The organism is Mycetocola zhadangensis, from assembly GCF_003668565.1.
In the GTDB taxonomy this organism is placed as follows: Bacteria; Actinomycetota; Actinomycetes; order Actinomycetales; family Microbacteriaceae; genus Mycetocola_A; species Mycetocola_A zhadangensis.
The window spans coordinates 203,257-219,329 of the sequence record NZ_RCWJ01000005.1 but is presented as its reverse complement, the minus strand read 5'-3'; the positions used below and the strand labels follow the sequence as shown (position 1 = coordinate 219,329).

At 63.6% G+C, this 16,073-nt stretch carries 14 protein-coding genes and 1 tRNA gene; 8 read left to right on the top strand and 7 right to left on the bottom strand.

From position 1 onward, the window contains the following. Window positions 1-54 precede the first annotated feature (54 nt). Together D9V28_RS15635 and D9V28_RS15630 are read right to left on the bottom strand one after the other, a co-directional pair. Window positions 55-561, bottom strand: a complete 507-nt coding sequence (locus D9V28_RS15635; protein WP_121660633.1) for a MarR family winged helix-turn-helix transcriptional regulator — start codon at window positions 559-561, stop codon at window positions 55-57. Next, the gene (locus D9V28_RS15630; protein WP_121660695.1) at window positions 558-2,285 is read right to left on the bottom strand and encodes a DHA2 family efflux MFS transporter permease subunit; all 1,728 of its coding nucleotides are present in this window, start codon (window positions 2,283-2,285) and stop codon (window positions 558-560) included. The genes D9V28_RS15635 and D9V28_RS15630 overlap by 4 nt, the downstream gene beginning before the upstream one ends. Before the next feature lie 274 nt (window positions 2,286-2,559). Here D9V28_RS15630 and D9V28_RS15625 point away from each other — a divergent pair. After that, window positions 2,560-2,632: transfer RNA gene (locus D9V28_RS15625), tRNA-Arg, on the top strand. A gap of 161 nt (window positions 2,633-2,793) precedes the next feature. Here D9V28_RS15625 and D9V28_RS15620 read toward each other — a convergent pair. From D9V28_RS15620 to D9V28_RS15605, 4 genes are all read right to left on the bottom strand, one after another. Continuing rightward, window positions 2,794-3,459 (bottom strand): hypothetical protein, encoded by a 666-nt coding sequence (locus D9V28_RS15620; RefSeq protein WP_121660632.1) that lies wholly within the window; start codon window positions 3,457-3,459, stop codon window positions 2,794-2,796. A 69-nt stretch (window positions 3,460-3,528) separates the two neighbouring features. Further along, entirely contained in the window at window positions 3,529-7,254 is a 3,726-nt protein-coding gene (locus D9V28_RS15615) for an SCO7613 C-terminal domain-containing membrane protein (RefSeq protein WP_121660631.1), read from the bottom strand. Continuing rightward, on the bottom strand, window positions 7,251-7,499 hold the full coding sequence (locus D9V28_RS15610; RefSeq protein ID WP_121660630.1) for a helix-turn-helix domain-containing protein: 249 nt from the start codon (window positions 7,497-7,499) through the stop codon (window positions 7,251-7,253). Before D9V28_RS15610 ends, D9V28_RS15615 begins: the two co-directional genes overlap by 4 nt. Continuing rightward, complete coding sequence (locus D9V28_RS15605) at window positions 7,500-7,976, bottom strand: DUF2975 domain-containing protein (protein ID WP_183086564.1); 477 nt, start codon at window positions 7,974-7,976, stop codon at window positions 7,500-7,502. Between the two features lie 285 nt (window positions 7,977-8,261). On the opposite strand from D9V28_RS15605, the gene pcaH reads away from it, so the two are divergent. From pcaH to D9V28_RS15570, 7 genes are all read left to right on the top strand, one after another. Beyond that, window positions 8,262-9,050, top strand: coding sequence for a protocatechuate 3,4-dioxygenase subunit beta (pcaH, locus tag D9V28_RS15600; RefSeq protein WP_121660628.1), 789 nt, complete (start codon window positions 8,262-8,264; stop codon window positions 9,048-9,050). Continuing rightward, window positions 9,043-9,618 (top strand): protocatechuate 3,4-dioxygenase subunit alpha, encoded by a 576-nt coding sequence (gene pcaG, locus D9V28_RS15595; RefSeq protein WP_121660627.1) that lies wholly within the window; start codon window positions 9,043-9,045, stop codon window positions 9,616-9,618. Before pcaH ends, pcaG begins: the two co-directional genes overlap by 8 nt. After that, on the top strand, window positions 9,611-10,807 hold the full coding sequence (locus D9V28_RS15590; protein ID WP_121660626.1) for a lyase family protein: 1,197 nt from the start codon (window positions 9,611-9,613) through the stop codon (window positions 10,805-10,807). Before pcaG ends, D9V28_RS15590 begins: the two co-directional genes overlap by 8 nt. Further along, window positions 10,807-11,997, top strand: a complete 1,191-nt coding sequence (gene pcaDC / locus D9V28_RS16390; protein WP_121660625.1) for a bifunctional 3-oxoadipate enol-lactonase/4-carboxymuconolactone decarboxylase PcaDC — start codon at window positions 10,807-10,809, stop codon at window positions 11,995-11,997. The genes D9V28_RS15590 and pcaDC overlap by 1 nt, the downstream gene beginning before the upstream one ends. A 233-nt stretch (window positions 11,998-12,230) precedes the next feature. Then, window positions 12,231-12,809, top strand: a complete 579-nt coding sequence (locus D9V28_RS15580) for a TRAP transporter small permease (protein ID WP_121660624.1) — start codon at window positions 12,231-12,233, stop codon at window positions 12,807-12,809. A gap of 2 nt (window positions 12,810-12,811) precedes the next feature. After that, window positions 12,812-14,092 carry a TRAP transporter large permease gene (locus D9V28_RS15575; protein ID WP_121660623.1) on the top strand — a complete coding sequence of 427 codons (1,281 nt, stop codon included), beginning with the start codon at window positions 12,812-12,814 and terminating at the stop codon, window positions 14,090-14,092. Window positions 14,093-14,183: 91 nt separating this feature from the next. Further along, window positions 14,184-14,633, top strand: coding sequence for a type II 3-dehydroquinate dehydratase (locus D9V28_RS15570; protein ID WP_121660622.1), 450 nt, complete (start codon window positions 14,184-14,186; stop codon window positions 14,631-14,633). Between the two features lie 70 nt (window positions 14,634-14,703). Here the strand turns inward: D9V28_RS15570 and D9V28_RS15565 are convergent, their stop codons facing one another. Continuing rightward, window positions 14,704-16,071, bottom strand: coding sequence for an FAD-dependent oxidoreductase (locus D9V28_RS15565; protein WP_268234443.1), 1,368 nt, complete (start codon window positions 16,069-16,071; stop codon window positions 14,704-14,706). Window positions 16,072-16,073: the final 2 nt, after the last annotated feature.

Below are 16,073 nucleotides of genomic sequence, written 5' to 3'. Positions count from 1 at the left end.
GATGCTGTCCCGCCAGCGAGCGGGACAGCATCCGATTTTGAATGGTGCGAAAGGTTAGCTGTTTTCCTGGGTGACGAAACTGCCGAGGCCGCTCTCGAGTGCCTCGTTGAGGCGGTCAATTTGCGCGGCGAACGCCTCGAGTTCCTCAACTTCCCAGTCCTTGAGCAACGGGTGCATGATCGTTCGGCTGGTCGGGTTCACGGATCGCATGCGGCGAGTGCCTTCTTCGGTCAGCACGAGGAATCGGGCCCTGCCGTCAGACGGGTCTGTACGGGTTTCGACCAGGCCGAGCTCTTCGAGCTGGCGGATCTGCCTGCTGATCACGCTGCGGTCGACGGCGAGCGAGTCCGCCGCGACGCTCGCCTGGATGGATCCGCACCGTTCGATCAGCCGAAGGAGCCGGAAGCCTGCCGGCGGAAGCGACGGGTCGATGGCTGCGGCCGCTTCTTTCAGGATGAAATGGATCTTGCGGGACATCGCACCCATGCTGGTCTCGACGTTCGCGATGGCCGCTGCGTGCCTGTCGAGGTCAGGCGCTGGCTCTGCCGGAGTGTGAGTCACCTTCTCAGTGTCCCAGCCTCAGAGCTGTTGGAGGTGTCGGTCGTGTCCGCCGTCTGGGTCGTCGACACTGCCGGGATGGAACCGGTCGGGTGTGCGAGGCCGACAGCCGGCAGCGCAACGCTCGCGGTCGAGACGTCGATGAGCGTGTCATTGGCATCGTCGCGCTCGCGCGCCCTATTCACCACGGCCATCGCGCCGGTTTTTGGCTGCTTTTTGAGCTGAACGGCGTTGAGGGTGCCGAGCTGAGCGTTCGGTATGAAGATGACGGCGACGAGGGTGACGAGGGTCAGCGGCACGGCGCAGAGGAAGACGAAACCGACACCGGATCCGTATGCACTCTCGACGACGGTCTTGAGCACATCGGGCAGCTGCGAGATCTGCGGGATGGTGCCGCTGCCGAGGTATTTGCCTGCGAGGGCCTGGTCAGCGGGTTCGAGCGCCGCGATGTTTTCCTTGATGCTCTGTGCGACAACGGTACCGAGGATTGAGCCGAGCACTGAGACGCCGATGGTGCCGCCAAGGCTGCGGAAGAAGGTCACGGCGCTTGTTGCGACTCCGAGGTTCTTCACCTCGATGGAGTTCTGAACAACGAGTACGAGGTTCTGCATGAGCATGCCGAGGCCGGCGCCGAGGACGGCCATGTAAATGCCGACCAGGACGAACGCGGTGTCGTACTGCAGGGTGCCGAGCAGCACGGAGCCGATGACCGTGAGGAGGGCACCGGTGACCATGATGGCCTTCCACTTTCCGCGGCGGCTGATCATGCCACCGAAGACCGTCGACGAGATCAGCAGGCCCGCCATCATCGGGATGGTGAGGAGACCGGACTCGGTCGGGCTGGCGCCGCGAGCGAGCTGCATGTACTGCGCAAGGAAGACCGAGGTGCCGAACATCGAGACACCGACCGCGATGCTCGCAATGACGGCGAGTGTGAATGTGCGGTTCTTGAACATGCCGAGGGGGATGATCGGCTCGGGCGACTTGATCTCGACGAAGATCGCTGCGGCCAGAAGGAGGATGGATCCGCCGACCATGACGAAGCTCTGGGTGGATACCCATTCGTACTGCGAGCCGGCGAGCGACACCCAGATCAGCAGGAGCGAGACGCCAGCGGCGATGAGGATGGCGCCGAGGTAGTCGATGTGAACCTTGCGCTTGGGCTGCTTCGGCAGGTGCAGCGTCGACTGCAGCAGGATGATGGCGATGATCGCGATCGGAAGTGCGATGAAGAAGTTCCAGCGCCAGCCGAATGCGTCGGTGACGAGTCCACCGAGGAGTGGGCCGCCGACGGTTCCGACGGCCATCACGCCGCCGAAGAGTCCGGCGTACTTGCCGCGGTCACGCGGGCTGATGATGTCAGCCATGATGATCTGGCTCAGTGCAGCGAGGCCGCCACCGCCGATGCCCTGGAAGACGCGGAACAGGATGAGCGTGTTGGTGTCCTGGGAGAACCCCGCTGCGGCTGAGCCGACAACAAAGAGTCCAAGGGAGAGTTGGATGAGCAGCTTGCGGTTGAAGAGGTCAGCAAACTTTCCCCACAGCGGAGTGGACACTGTGGTGGCGAGAAGCGTAGATGTCACGACCCAGGTGTACGCCGACTGGTCGCCCTCAAGCTCGGAGATGATGAGCGGAAGCGAGGTGGCGACGACGGTTCCGGCAAGGATCGACACGAACATGCCGAGGAGGAGTCCCGAAAGGGATTCGAGAACCTGGCGCTGCGTCATGGTGCCGTCGGGGGAGACCGTTGGTTTGGATTTTTTCGGCTTCGTGGGCCGTGAGAGTCGAGGCATGTGATTCCTGAAATTGCGTTCTAGATCGTTGATAAACGTTCACTATGACGTTGATAAACGTCAACTATAACATTGACAATCGTCAACTACAACCGTGAAGCGGCGTCCACGGGTACTCGGTAATCGCCTCGATTGGCGTGGAGCCGTCCGGTCATGTAGTCTCTAATACGGCCTGCGGGGGAACATTGTTTCTCGAGGCCAAGCCCATGCGCCCGTAGCTCAACGGATAGAGCATCTGACTACGGATCAGAAGGTTGGGGGTTCGAATCCCTTCGGGCGCACGTTTTGTCCCGGAAAGACGCCGATCACGGCTGTCTCTCCGGGACTTTTTTGTTGGCGGTGAGCGCACGAACTCGCTGAACCACGCTGCCGCTAGGCCCGCACCGGGAGAGGGTCCAGCTCTCCGTTGACGCCGCCTCGGCACCGGCCTATGTCATCGTGATTATCGGATACAAGTGATCGACGGTTGTTCGGCAAACCATGCTGCGTCGCCGTTGGGAGACCCGAAAACACTGAGTGCAGCGGTTTTGCCGTGCCAATCGAGGGTGTAAGTGTCGCGGGAAAATGGCGCGTATCCGTCGTCACCGAGATAGCCGCGTAACCAGTCCACGGTCACTGACCCCGGTTGGACAATACCGACGCTTCCTTCCCCAAGGAGGAAAAATGAATATTCCCGCACCACGATCCGACACCCGCCTTCGCTCTGCTCTGGCAGCACCGAGTAGTTCGAGCCATCCGCAACGACGAAGAGGCTCAAGGGAACGGCTCCCGCCAGCACAACCGCGATAAAGATGCGAAGCTCGCGCCACGGCCGTTCCGGCGGGCAGGGAACGAAGAGCATGGCGGTCAGAAAGGCACCTGTGCCAGCTACGAGCAACACGACCTCGGCAGTCAACGGCGAGGGTACCCAGTTGCCGATAACAACGGTCACCCAGCCGAAGGCCTCGTCACGATCGGGCTGAACGAAGGTGACCGCTCCGACAAGGACCGCTCCTACGAACGCGAGTGTGCCGACGACGCGCAAAGCGCCCCACCATCGCAGTCGTGTGCTCGACACCTCGAAGGGGTTCTCTTCGCTGGTCTGAAGGGGCTCGCTGGCTTCAGTCACCAGGTGCCCCGTTTTCCGGGCTGGAAGCCGACATCGGTTCTCCTATTTCGGGCCCATCGAAGCTCTGACTTAGCGCAGGTCGCGCAGTCGATCAGCGATGCTGTTCTCTTCTCCGGCCCGGCGCTCATAGGTGACGGCGATGATGAGCAACACAGCGCCGACTACAGCGAGGGTTATCCACCACGGCATCGACTCGATTCCCCGACCGATCTGCACCAGGAACACGAACACGTTCTCGATGGGAAGCACGATGATACCGATCAGGAACGGCGCCGCGAGTTTGAGGCTCGAGCCGACGAGGATAGCAATGAGCGCAATCACGATCACGAGAATGGCTCGCCAGGTCAGCGGGTCGGTGAATGTCGCGACGATCGACGCCAGCAGCATCGTCACAAGGCCTGGCGCCAGGAGCGCCCACGACCCGTTCCACCCTGCGGGCCAACTCTCGACGGTACCGCCGCGCCAGCGGTCGCTTTCCGGATTGAGGTGTCCTGCTCGCAGCACAACGGCACCTGCTGCGAGCAGGAAGAGGCCCAAAGGCAACGAGAACCACTCAACCCGGAGATCTCGCGGGCTCCACGCCACAATCGATGTGACAAACGCGATCGCGAAGACAAACCACACAGGAGGCAGGCTGGTCCAGCGAGTGCGAAGCCGCCATGCGATAAGAACGACAAACGTGAGGTAGGCGATCATCAGTGACCACATCGCCCAAATCGTGAACCAGTCGCGCTCGATCGAAGCCCACGTGGCGACCGCAACGTAGGCCGCAGCGGGTGCATAGAGCCAGCGGTTGCCGTCCAAACTCGAGGCCTCAAGCACGGCCGAGCGGATGGCGCGTGCTGCGGCGGCTGCCGGCAAGGCACCCGCGACGCCGATTCCGAAGCAAATGACGACCAGCGGCACACTCCCGGTCACGATTGGGTCGGCATCGAGGCCGAATCGGATGCCCTGGATCGCGCCGGCCGCTCCGGTGGCAATCGCGACAAACAGGGTCGGTACTCGGAGTGTTCGCAACAACCCGGCGCGCGCAGTGGCACCGCGCCCGAGGAGGTTGCCGAGCCCGAGCAGGAGCCAGGAGGCGGCAACGAGCCCGTACCCGCGCCACGGAGCAAGTGCGGTGACGGGCGTTCCGGATACCGTCAAAGCGACAAGGGTCGGTGCGACCGCCATCACGATTCCTGTCGCGTACAGCGGCATGGCGGTGTGGCCTCGTGCGGTGAGGATCAAGCCAATCGTCGCGGCCGCCAGGCTCGGCGGGAGGAGATATGGCTCGAGCACGGTGATGTCGGCGAGCGCCAACAGCGACCAGAGCGCGCCGGTGAAGGAGGCGCCAGCGACCCACCAGCCATAGCGGCGTTTGCCCCAGAGGGATGTCGCCGCGGCGCCGAGGCCGATGATGATCAGCACCATGAAGGTCGTCGGCAAACCGGCGGCGTCACGGACGAGCGCAAGCGCGACCGCGATCGCGCCAGTCAGCAGGGTCGAGGCTTCGATTGCACCGCGGGCGGCAGTCGCGTCCCGGGAACTGATACCGCGCTTCTCCAGAAGCGAGCTGATCAGACCCGTGCTTGGCAGGACGAGAGCGACAAGGGCCGCGATGACAGGCAGCGTCACAGGAGAGGCGCTGCCGAGGAGGACCTGTGCGCCGAGGCACACAACGACGACGGCGAGTGACGGCACGAGCAGGCAAGCAGCGATGGTGCGGAGCACGATGCCAAGGCCAGAACGACGTGCGACAAGCAGGGTCAGGGCGAGCGCAAAGATGAGGGCCGTCGACAGGGCCGTCCAGCCGCTGCGTTCGAAGACCACCTGCAGGACGCCGACCAGGAATGGCACGGAAGTCACGACGAGAATGGCGTACCACGCCGACGGCGCAACCCATCGGAGGAAGGTGGCCACGATGGCGCCGATCGAGGCCAGTGACGTCACGAGGCACAGCATCGGGATGACGCCGACGCCCAACTGGTCGAGCGCTGTTCCGAAGATGAAGAGGGCGTATGCGTAGCCAGCGCCGACGTGGAGAAAACGCGCGCGTTTGGTCACGGTTCGGGCGATGGCCGCAATGGTTGCGACGATCGCTATGCCGGCCCAAATAGTGACACCGTCGTCGCTCAATGAGCAGACGATGGCAAGCAGTACGGCGAAATGGCTGCCAATCACGAGGGGGAGGTGCATCGCCAGAGAGGCGTCCCGGATTCGCGGAACAGAAACCAGTGCAGCACTCGTCGCAACGGCCAGGCCAAGCGCGATTGCGATGCGCAACCACAGTGGGAACGAGGGCAGGCAGGCGAAGGTCAGGCCGGCTAGGGCACCCAGCCAGATCGCGATTGAGCCGGTTGTGCCTGCCGCCTTCGAGGAGGCGGATTCTCGGCGCGCAGTGATGAGCGAGAATGCTCCGAGCCCTGCTGACATGGCGCTCAACCCAAATACGACGGCGAGAACCCCGCTCGGAGCCACGAGGCCGCGTGTGCTTTGGTCCAATCCGCTGAGGGCGCTGAGTACAGTCTCGGCTCCGATCAGCACAGCGAGAAGGACCGGTGACAGCACGCTCATGCCGGCAATGACAAACGCACCCCGTAAGAATGCACGCCGCTCGATCGTGCGCGCTCTCGAGACAACCGCATCGAGAATGAGCAGTGCGGCAGCTCCCGCGGCGGGTAGCACCGCCTGGTACCACTCGCTCGTTCCGTACGCCCCGAGGTCCAGGGCGAAAGGGGCGCTGACGGCTGCCGCCACCCCGGCTGCTCCGGCCACGGTGCTCCAGAAGCGTCTGGCGAGCTGTCGTGAGGCCAGGGCGGCGAGCACTGCCACGGCGACCAGCACAGCGGTGATCGTCACCCAGTACTCGGCGGTTGCCCGGGAATCGATGAACCAGACCTGGGCAAGCGCCACCGCGGTTGCGACGATTTGGAGGGTCGCAATGGTCATCCGCTCCGACTGCAGATCGCTCTCGAATCGCCGTGCCAGGCCGGGTATCCGCCCCAACACGATGAGTGCGACGAAGGCCACGCCGAGGTGGCCGAGGGCGGCGGCCAGCGTTGTTCCACCCGCGTATCCCACCATCGCGGGAACGACGGTGATGGCGGCGAGCGAGATCCAAAGCCAGCTGCGAATTCGCGCGCGCGTCGCCGCGATGACCATGACGGTCCCGCTGACCAGCGTTCCGGCTGCGGCAAAGACCCACGCGCTGATGCCGCTCGGCGCGAGTTCGGAGAACGCGTAGATGTCGAGAGCGACGAAAACCATTCCGAGACCGCCAACGGCCTCCGCTGAGAACTGCAGTTTGCGGCGAGACAGCAGCCAGGCTCCGCCGAGGAAAAGAAGCGTGATCAAGCCAACGACCACACTTCGCGCTACGCGGTCGGTGAGGTCGGGGTTGAAGAACGTGAAGACGATCGCGGAGACTGCGAACAACCCGGCACCGGCGACGGCCAGCACGGACTGCACGGTTGCGCTCGATCTGGGGTCAACCGTTGTGGCAGCGCCGGGGTGAGGCGCAACGTCGTCGGGCATCAGCCGGTCAGTTGGTGGTTGGGGTGCCAGGCTCGGGGCGGTGGCCGCCGAGACACGGGGAATGCTGTCGAGTATCTGCTGGCGCGCCTTGAGCGCATCCGCGGCGGTTCTCGAAGCTGTCCAAAGTTCGGTGGCCACGGCGTCGCTCAGTTCGGCACCACAGTTGTGGCAGCGCCGATCGACCAGCGCGTCGACCTCGCAGGCGGGGCACGAGGTGCTGTCGAGGAGGCGCTTGATCGCGTCGCTGCTCCACGGGCGTGCCACCCGCAGCGTGGTCATGCGCGCGAAACCTTCGTATCGACATTGGTACTGTCCTCATCGTCGGGTACCCACATGAAGATATCGCCGGGTTGGCACTCGAGCACGCGGCAGATCGCGTCCAGGGTGGAGAATCGCACCGCTTTCGCCCGCCCGTTCTTGAGCACGGAGACGTTCGCCGGGGTGATGTCGATCGCGGCAGCGAAGTCGGTGACGGACATCTTCTTCTTCGCGAGCTCGACGTCGAGGTTGATCACGATGGGCATTCAGACCACCTCAGCCATGTCTTGTTCGAGCTGGGAGGCCTTGCGCAGCAGCCCTCGCATCACAACGATCAGTAACGCGAACCCCGAACCGAGGGCGATGCCGAGGCAGCACAGGATGATCACGGTCGGTGAGGTTGCACCAGCAACGGCGAGAGTGATGAACGAGCCGACGATGAGGAGGGTCGCAACGACGACAGCGCCGAGGATGACGTCGACAAAGGTGAACGAATCCTCGCTGAAGATGCTGGATGCCCGCACCAGGGAGAGCAGGTGCCAGACACAGAGAAGCGCGACCTGCACACAGAACAGGAACCCCACCGAGATAAGAATCCCGGGCAACTGGAGGTAGTCGAGCTGCGGCGACCGCTCACGCATTTGCTGCGCGACGTCGGGAATTACGAACACCTGGCAGATGAGCAGTAGCGCGATCAAAGCGACGATGAGCGCTTTCAGGGTGAGGATCGCCGTGCGGTCCATGGTGCTCCTATCGATTATCGGTGTGGATCTATCGACAAACAATACACAGAGATCGGGAGTTGCAGACAAGAAGAGCGAAAACAGTAAGGATCTGGTTGCGTCACCACGTGGCATCCGCCCCTCGAAATTGGCGTCTACGCGGCTGTCCGAGCTCGCTCATCGAGCTCGGGGCGAAAGTTCGTGAACCGGGCCGTACCGCTGAGTGGGACGCCGGACTTGTTGCTGGCACAGGCGGGGCAGTGTTGTTGAGTACCATGCCGGCCTCCGGAACTGAGAAAGGACGTCATGCCGAATTCGACAGCCGAGAACCAGGAGACGATCTCTGAGGAGATTGCCGCGATCCACGCGGAGCATTCCGCTCGAGCGGAAGCAGCGGGCCGGCCGCTCTCGGCACATCCGCCGCGGAATTTCGCGCCGTATCGGAGCACAATGCTGCGGCACCCTACCCACGAACTTGTGCGGGCGGATCCCGAGGAAATCGAACTCGTTTCACCCGCATTCGGCCATACGGATGTGGCTGCTGAGGAGAACGACCTCACCATTCAGCACTCGGGTGAACCGCTCGGCGAGCGCATTATTGTGACCGGTCGCGTGCTGGACGGCGAGGGGCGGCCCGTGCGGAATCAGCTTGTCGAAATTTGGCAGGCGAACGCGTCAGGGCGGTATGTGCACAAGCGTGACCAGCATCCGGCTCCGCTCGATCCGAACTTCACCGGCGTGGGGCGCCTGATCACCGGTGACAACGGCGAGTACCGGCTCACCACGATCAAGCCCGGGGCGTACCCCTGGAAGAATCACCGCAACGCGTGGCGACCGGCGCACATCCACTTCTCCTTTTTCGGCTCGGCTTTTACCCAGCGCCTCGTCACGCAGATGTACTTTCCCGGTGACCCGCTCTTCGGGCTCGACCCGATCTACCAGTCCATCGTCGACCCGGCCGCGCGCCAGCGCCTGGTCGCGCAATACGACCACGACGTCAGTGAGCCCGAATGGGCGCTCGGCTACCGCTGGGACGTGGTTCTCACAGGCCCTCGATCCACCTGGATGGAACCGGAGGATTCAGACCATGCCTGATGCACCCCTTGGACAGACACCGTCTCAGACGGTCGGTCCGTTTTTTGGTTACGCGCTGCCGTTTCCGGGTGGTCCGCAGGTGGCTGCCCCGTGGCATCCGGAATCGATTCGCTTGCACGGAACCGTGTATGACGGGGCCGGTGACGCCATTCCGGATGCCATCATCGAAATCTGGCACGCCGACTCAGCCGGCCGCGTGATCGCCGAACGCGGCAGTCTCGACCGGAATGGGCATACCGTCACCGGGTTCGGGCGTTCAGCGGTCAATCGGGCAGGCGAGTTCGAGTTTTCAACGATCAAGCCCGGGTCGACCCGCGCGGATGCGGCGCCGTATATTCTCGTGACGGTTTTCGCTCGGGGACTGACCCATCACCTGTTCACTCGCGCCTACTTTGGGGACGAGGTCGAACGCAACGAGGGTGATCCATTCCTGGCCACCGTCGATCCGCTTCGCCGGCCCACATTGATTGCTGCGCCGGACGCGCAGAACAGCTACCGTTTCGATATACGACTGCAGGGAGAGGGCGAAACCGTCTTCCTCGATTTCGACGCGGAGATTTATGGCTGAGAGCCAGAACGCCGGCGCGACCGACTGGGGGCTGCTCGAACCACTCGCGTCGTCTGCGTCGGCGACGTCCGATGACGCTGTGCTTATTGCCCTCGTGGATGTAGAGCGGGCGCTCGTGCTGGCGAGGGCCCAAGTGCGTGGTGAAAACCTCGATGCGGTTGCCGCCTCGTTGCGGGCCGATGCGCTTGATCGTAACGATCTGATTGCCGGAACGCGGGCTGGCGGAGTGCCCGTCATCCCCCTCGTTTCTCAACTTCGGTCCCAGGCGGAGGCCGCCATCCCTGGGTCTGGTGTTCACGTTCACGCTGGTGCGACGAGCCAGGACATTCTCGACACAGCGCTCATGCTGGTGGCGCGACGCGTGCTCAGCAAGGCGCGCGAGCACCTGCTCGGGGCCGGGGACAGTCTTGTGGCTCTGGCGAATGCAGAAAAGGACACCCTGTCGATCGCGCGCACCCTCGGCCAACATGCCGCTCAAAGCACGGTTGGTGCGACAGTCGCCGGTTGGTTGGACGGAGTGACAGCGGCGATCGACGCCATCGACGCCGATCGCTTCGCGGTTCAGCTCGGCGGCGCCGTCGGCACCGGCGAGGACTTCGACCGCGATGTGGGTTCGCCACAGGCCACGGATCGGTTGCGCGCTGCGCTCGCCGCTGCGCTTGATCTCCACGATCCGGAGCGCTCCTGGCACGCCGAACGCAGCGCCGTGCTCCGCATCGCTTCGACCGCAGCCCTTGTCGCCGCGACGCTCGGGCGCATCGGGCGGGACATCGCCTTTCTTGCACGGACCGAGATCGCCGAGGTGTCGCTCGGGACGACCGGCGGGTCTTCGGCGATGCCGCACAAGCGCAACCCGGTCGACGCTGTGCTCCTCACCGCGAACGGATTACGAGCGGCAGGCCTGATTGGAACCGTTCACTCGGCTGCCGTTTCGCACGACGCACGGCCAACCGGAGAATGGCACGCGGAATGGGCCGCGTTCCGGGACCTTCTGCGAATCGCGCTCGAGAGCGCCGATGCCGTCGCAGGGGTGCTCGGCACACTCCGATTCGAACGACCCGCCATTCAGGAGAACCGCTCGCTCAGCCCAGACCTTCAGCGCGATCCCGAGGCAACCCTCGCAGCATCCGATCGGATCGTCGAATCCGCCATCCACCGATTCCGCACTCCCGCACAGAAAGAGCTGTGATGACTGTTCCCCGACTCCTGGGCTCGATCAGCGAGGCTCCTGAAGGGGACGCCACCGGACCGCTGCTCGTGCTGTTGCCCTCGCTCGGCACAACGACGGCCGTCTGGGACGAGGTGGTCGCCGAGCTCGTGCAGAGCTACCCGGCTTTGCGCGTCCTGCGCGTCGACCTTCCCGGCCATGGGGCCAGCCCGGCCACGCAGGAGCCGTTCAGCATCAGCGAACTCGCCGAAGCGACGCTCCATGTTGTCGACGAGATCGACGTCGCCCGGTTCCACGTCGCTGGACTTTCCCTCGGCGGCACCATCGCCATCGAGCTCGCCGCGGCGCATCCCGAACGGCTCAAGAGCTTCGCAGCCTTCTGCAGCGGAGCGCGTATCGGTGATACCCAGGGCTGGGCCGAACGCGCAAGCCAGGTTCGCAGCTCAGGAACGGCATCACTCGTCGGCGGCGCTGCTGCGCGGTGGTACGCGCCCGGTTACCTAGAGAATCACCCCACAGGTCCCGGCGCCAAGGCGCTTGGAACGCTCCTCGACGTCGATGACGAATCGTATGCTTTATGTACGGATGCCCTGGGCCGGTTTGATCGGACGGCGTCACTCGGCGAAATCCGGACTCCCGGGCTCATTGTGAGCGGAGAACATGACGGCGTCGCGACGACCGCCTCAATGAAGGCGCTGGCCGACGCCTTGCCCCGGGCCCGGTTCGCCGAAATCACCGATGCCGCCCATCTTGCGCCGTTGGAGAAGCCCCAAGTCGCGGCCTCGCTGCTCCTCGACGCCATCGACGTACCGACAGCAGCATCTCCATCCGAGACGGGCATGGCCGTGCGTCGCGCCGTGCTCGGCGATGACCACGTCGATGCTGCTCTCGCAGGTATTACACCGGAAACCGCTCCGTTTCAGGACTTCATCACTCGATACGCCTGGGGTGAGGTGTGGGCACGCCCGCAACTCTCGCGCCGGGAGCGCAGCATCGCGACTCTCGCCTCACTCGTCACGAGCGGCCATCACGCCGAGATCAGAATGCATGTGCGAGCAGCGCTTCGCAACGGGCTGCACCGTGACGAGATCGCCGAGGTGATTTTCCACACGGCGCTCTATGCCGGGCTCCCCGCGGCGAACGCCGCACTCGCAATCATGCGCGAGGTGTTCGCTGACACGACAGACGACAACCAGGCGCCGGAGAAATAGGCAGTGGTCATCAGCCACAGGTCGCCGCGCACCGTCGGGCGATGTGTCCCATTCGGCGAGACAAGTTTTCGGCGGTGCCGGTCGGAGGGCCACGCTCAGAGAGTGATCGAACGGGTGCGCACGCCAAGGCCCGAACCAACAGAGAGGTTGACGATGCACCGTGATTTCCCGGCGAGCAACGAGGGGGGCGCTGAGCGATCGAGCTCGACGCTCCTCCCGCTGGAGGTGAAACTGTGACCGAGAACACGCCAGACGGGTCAGAGAACCAACCCGCTGAGCCGCTCGGCACACCGCCGTCTGAACAGGGAGCGCCGGAGTCGAAATTCATCCGCGCACTGTCGGCGGTCGAAATCGCCATCGGAGTCGTCCTGTTCACACTCATCTTCATTGGCGTGATGTACCAGGTGCTCAGCCGCTACTTCCCTGCCGTCGGTTGGGTCGGCGCTGGTGAGCTCGCGCTCATGTCGATGGTCGCTCTGACGTTCATCACCACTGGATACCTCGTGGGTCGTAACGGCCACATCGTCATCGAAGTGTTCGACGGGGTTCTCGCCGGCCGCAAGCTGTTTGTAGCGCTGCGGATTATCTCCGCTCTGATCATGGTGGTCACGTGTCTGGCGCTCGCGTACGAGGCCTACGTGAAGATCGACAGCGAGTGGGCTCGGGCGAGCGCAGCGATACACGTGCCGCTGGGCCTGCTCTACGTCTTTGCGCTCATCGGCTTTCTCTCGGCAGCGATTCAGTCTGCGTGGAAAATCCCCTACGCCAACCGCCCCGAGCGCAAGCTCGACATCTCAGAGATGGACGGCTGACGATGGACCTCTGGCTGTACATTCTCCTGCTTGTCATTTTGCTCCTGCTTCGGGTGCCCGTCGCATTCGCGATGATCGCCCCAAGCCTTCTGTATTTTTATAGCCAGGGCCTCTCGCCCGGTTACGGGATCTCCGCCATCGTCAACGGCATCAACAGCTTCCCGTTGCTTGCGGTCCCGCTGTTCATCTTCGTCGGTACGGTCGCGAACCACCTCGGCATCGCAACCCGGCTGTACGACTTCGCGAAAGCCCTGCTCCCGCGGCTGCCCGGCAACCTCGCGTACGTCAACCTGGGCACAGCTGTCGGGTTCTCCTGGATCAGCGGTTCAGCCCTCGCAGACGCAGCGTCGACGAGCAAGGTGCAGATACCCCAGATGCTCAAAGCGGGCTACCCCTACGGATTCTCGGCTGGGCTGACAGCATCCGGCTCGCTGCTGAGCACCGTCATGCCGCCAAGCATCCCAGCGGTTCTCTTCGCAGCGACCGCGTCCATCTCAACGGGTGCATTGTTCGCCGGCTCGATTTTGCCCGCCGGACTCATGGCCCTCGGGCTCGCTCTCTACGTCTTCATCTGGGTGCGGATGCACCCCAAAGTCGCGGTGAGTCGACCATTCGACGGAGCAGAGCTGCGTAAGTCGGTCGTGCGGGTGCTCGGTCCGGCATTCCTTCCCGTAATCATTCTGGGCGGCATCTTCAGCGGCATGTTCACGCCGACCGAGAGTGCGGGCATCGCTGCCGCGTACATGCTCGTGCTCGGGCTCTTCTATCGCACCCTCACGTTGCGCGTGTTCTGGCGAGCCGCCAAAGAAACCGTCGTCATCTCCGGCGGAATCCTCCTGATCCTCGGGGCATCGAACCTCATGGGTCAGGTGCTGGCGCGAGAACAAGTGTCTCGAAACCTGGGCGAGTGGCTCACATCGTTGACCGAGAACCCCATAGTGTTCCTCCTGATCCTGAACGTGCTCCTCATCCTCCTCGGCATCTTCCTCGAGGCGCCCCCGGTCATCCTGGTGCTCGTGCCGATCCTGATGCCGATCGCCGCTGAGTACGGCATCGATCCCGTTCACCTCGGCGTCATCATGATCCTGAACCTCATGATCGGCTCGCTGACACCGCCGGTGGGAGCTGTTCTCTTCGTCGTTGGCTCGATCACGCGCAGACCCATGGGAGAGCTCTTCCGGGGCATCCTCCCCTTCCTCATTCCGCTGGGAGTCGTGCTCCTGCTGTTGACAGTGTTCCCTTGGATCGTCACGATCGTCCCGACCTGGCTCGGTTTGTTGTGATGAGCGGATGCCATTTCTCACCTTCATGGCGCGCTAGAGGCCGCCGCTACGACAGAGCGTGGGCTCCTGCACCCGCGGAAAGGAACCACCGATGACGAGGAAGCTTTTCGTTCTGAACGGACCCAACCTGAACATGCTTGGTCAGAGACAGCCTGAGTTGTACGGAAGTGCGTCCCTGGCGGATGTCCGAGCCGATTGCACCCGAGTGTCGGGGGAGCTGGGGTTCGATCTCTTCTTCCAGCAAACAAATGCGGAGCACCAGATGGTCGAATGGCTCCACGATGCGTATCGCGAGAAGGCGGCAGTGGTGATCAATCCCGCCGGATTCAGCTTCGGCTCCGTACCCGTGCTGGATGCATTGCTCATACTCAATACACCGATCGTCGAAATCCACATCACGAACATCCACGCCCGCGACGAGGCCCATCGGCACTCCCTCACCTCTACCGCTGCGCGCGCGGTGATCGCCGGTGCCGGTGTGTTCGGGTATGAGCTCGCCATTCGAGCCGCCGACCGGTTGACGACTGTGGCAACGGCCTAGAGACGCACGGCGACCCGATGACAGCACTGACAGCGGGTCGCCCTCGTCGACCGGAGCCGCGCTCCGCGGGCTACGGCCTCTTCAGGGCTGCAATTGTGTCGGCCGCCTCGATGCCGAACGCGAGGGCTTTGGTCAGCGCGGTTCCCGTCATGTATGACGCTCCGTGAAACCCGCCGGTGACCTCTCCGGCTGCGAACAACCGGTCGATGCGTGTGCCATCCATTCGCTGCACCGACGTGTCTGCTGCCACTTTGAGTCCGCCGTACGTTGACGTCATCGCGGGCACGGCAGAATACGCGTAGAACGGCGGCACCCGAACCGGGACAAGATCACCCACTCCGGCAACCAATCCGTTCCGGTGGAACTGGTCGGCCCGGATCCCCGCAACGACACTGTTGTACACATCGACCGTGCGTTCGAGCCGGCCCCTGGGGATCCCGAGTTTCGCCTCGAGCGCGCCCAGACTCGGCGCCTGAACGAGATGCCCCAACTCGTCGATCCGTTCCATATCTGACAAGGGAACACCCGGCTTCGATCGGCCGCGAACGACCGAATCGAAAACCTGATGGGCCATCCCCTGCGGTTGGTCGAGCACTGCTGAACCCAGGATTTTGTACGACGCCGACTCATCACTGAAGCGGTCACCGTTCGCGTTGATGAGTATCGCTCCGAGGTAGTTGGCTGTGAGCAACTCATGTTCGTCATCTCGGGTGTCTGCATGCTGGCCATAGGTTCCCGCGACGTGTCCAACATCTGCCAGACCTGCGCCAAGCACCATGGCCATTCGTAGTCCGTCGCCCGTGTTGCCAGCTCCGCCGTAAGGCATGGCTGCCGCCTGGTGCGGAACGAAGAGGTCGAGCAGATCGCGGGAGCGCGAAAATCCTCCGCTGGTGAGAACGACACCGAGACTGGCGGCGATGTCGCCGGCTTGCGAGCGGACCCCGGTCACGCGCGCTCCGTCCCACATCATGCTCTCGGCCGGGTGCGCCGTGAGGATCGAAGCGCCGGCGGAAGCAGCTTCTCGTTCCAGAAAACCGAGCAGGTCCCGGATCCGGATCAAATGTGCGCGGGGAACCGACATCCCCCAGCTTACTTTGAGTTCGTCCGTCCACGCGGACGCCCTGTCGATGGTCGCGATGACATCGCTCTGGCGTTCTACCAGGCGCTGAAGCAGGGCAACATCTGCATACCCGCCGCCTGTCTCGACCATATCTCTGAGGAACGATCCGGCTGAGTCCTCCACGTTCGCACGATGCTGGATGGGCGTGTCTGACAGGGCAAACCAGCCACCGCTCATCGCCGAACTGCCCCCAAGCTTGTCGCGCTTCTCCAGCAGCACCACGCGGACACCTCGTGCAGCGAGGCGGTGGGCGGCGGTAATGCCAGCGAGCCCGCCGCCGACCACGACCGCTTCGGTCTCGCGAACCGTCGTCGTCACCA

Excerpts from the sequence above, each read along its gene's own strand:
- D9V28_RS15630 (WP_121660695.1), bottom strand. The coding sequence starts at position 2,285 with ATGACGCAGCGCCAGGTTCTCGAATCCCTTTCGGGACTCCTCCTCGGC.
- D9V28_RS15615 (WP_121660631.1), bottom strand. The coding sequence starts at position 7,254 with ATGACCACGCTGCGGGTGGCACGCCCGTGGAGCAGCGACGCGATCAAG.
- D9V28_RS15610 (WP_121660630.1), bottom strand. The coding sequence starts at position 7,499 with ATGCCCATCGTGATCAACCTCGACGTCGAGCTCGCGAAGAAGAAGATG.
- D9V28_RS15605 (WP_183086564.1), bottom strand. The coding sequence starts at position 7,976 with ATGGACCGCACGGCGATCCTCACCCTGAAAGCGCTCATCGTCGCTTTG.
- pcaH (WP_121660628.1), top strand. The coding sequence starts at position 8,262 with ATGCCGAATTCGACAGCCGAGAACCAGGAGACGATCTCTGAGGAGATT.
- pcaG (WP_121660627.1), top strand. The coding sequence starts at position 9,043 with ATGCCTGATGCACCCCTTGGACAGACACCGTCTCAGACGGTCGGTCCG.
- D9V28_RS15590 (WP_121660626.1), top strand. The coding sequence starts at position 9,611 with ATGGCTGAGAGCCAGAACGCCGGCGCGACCGACTGGGGGCTGCTCGAA.
- pcaDC (WP_121660625.1), top strand. The coding sequence starts at position 10,807 with ATGACTGTTCCCCGACTCCTGGGCTCGATCAGCGAGGCTCCTGAAGGG.
- D9V28_RS15575 (WP_121660623.1), top strand. The coding sequence starts at position 12,812 with ATGGACCTCTGGCTGTACATTCTCCTGCTTGTCATTTTGCTCCTGCTT.
- D9V28_RS15570 (WP_121660622.1), top strand. The coding sequence starts at position 14,184 with ATGACGAGGAAGCTTTTCGTTCTGAACGGACCCAACCTGAACATGCTT.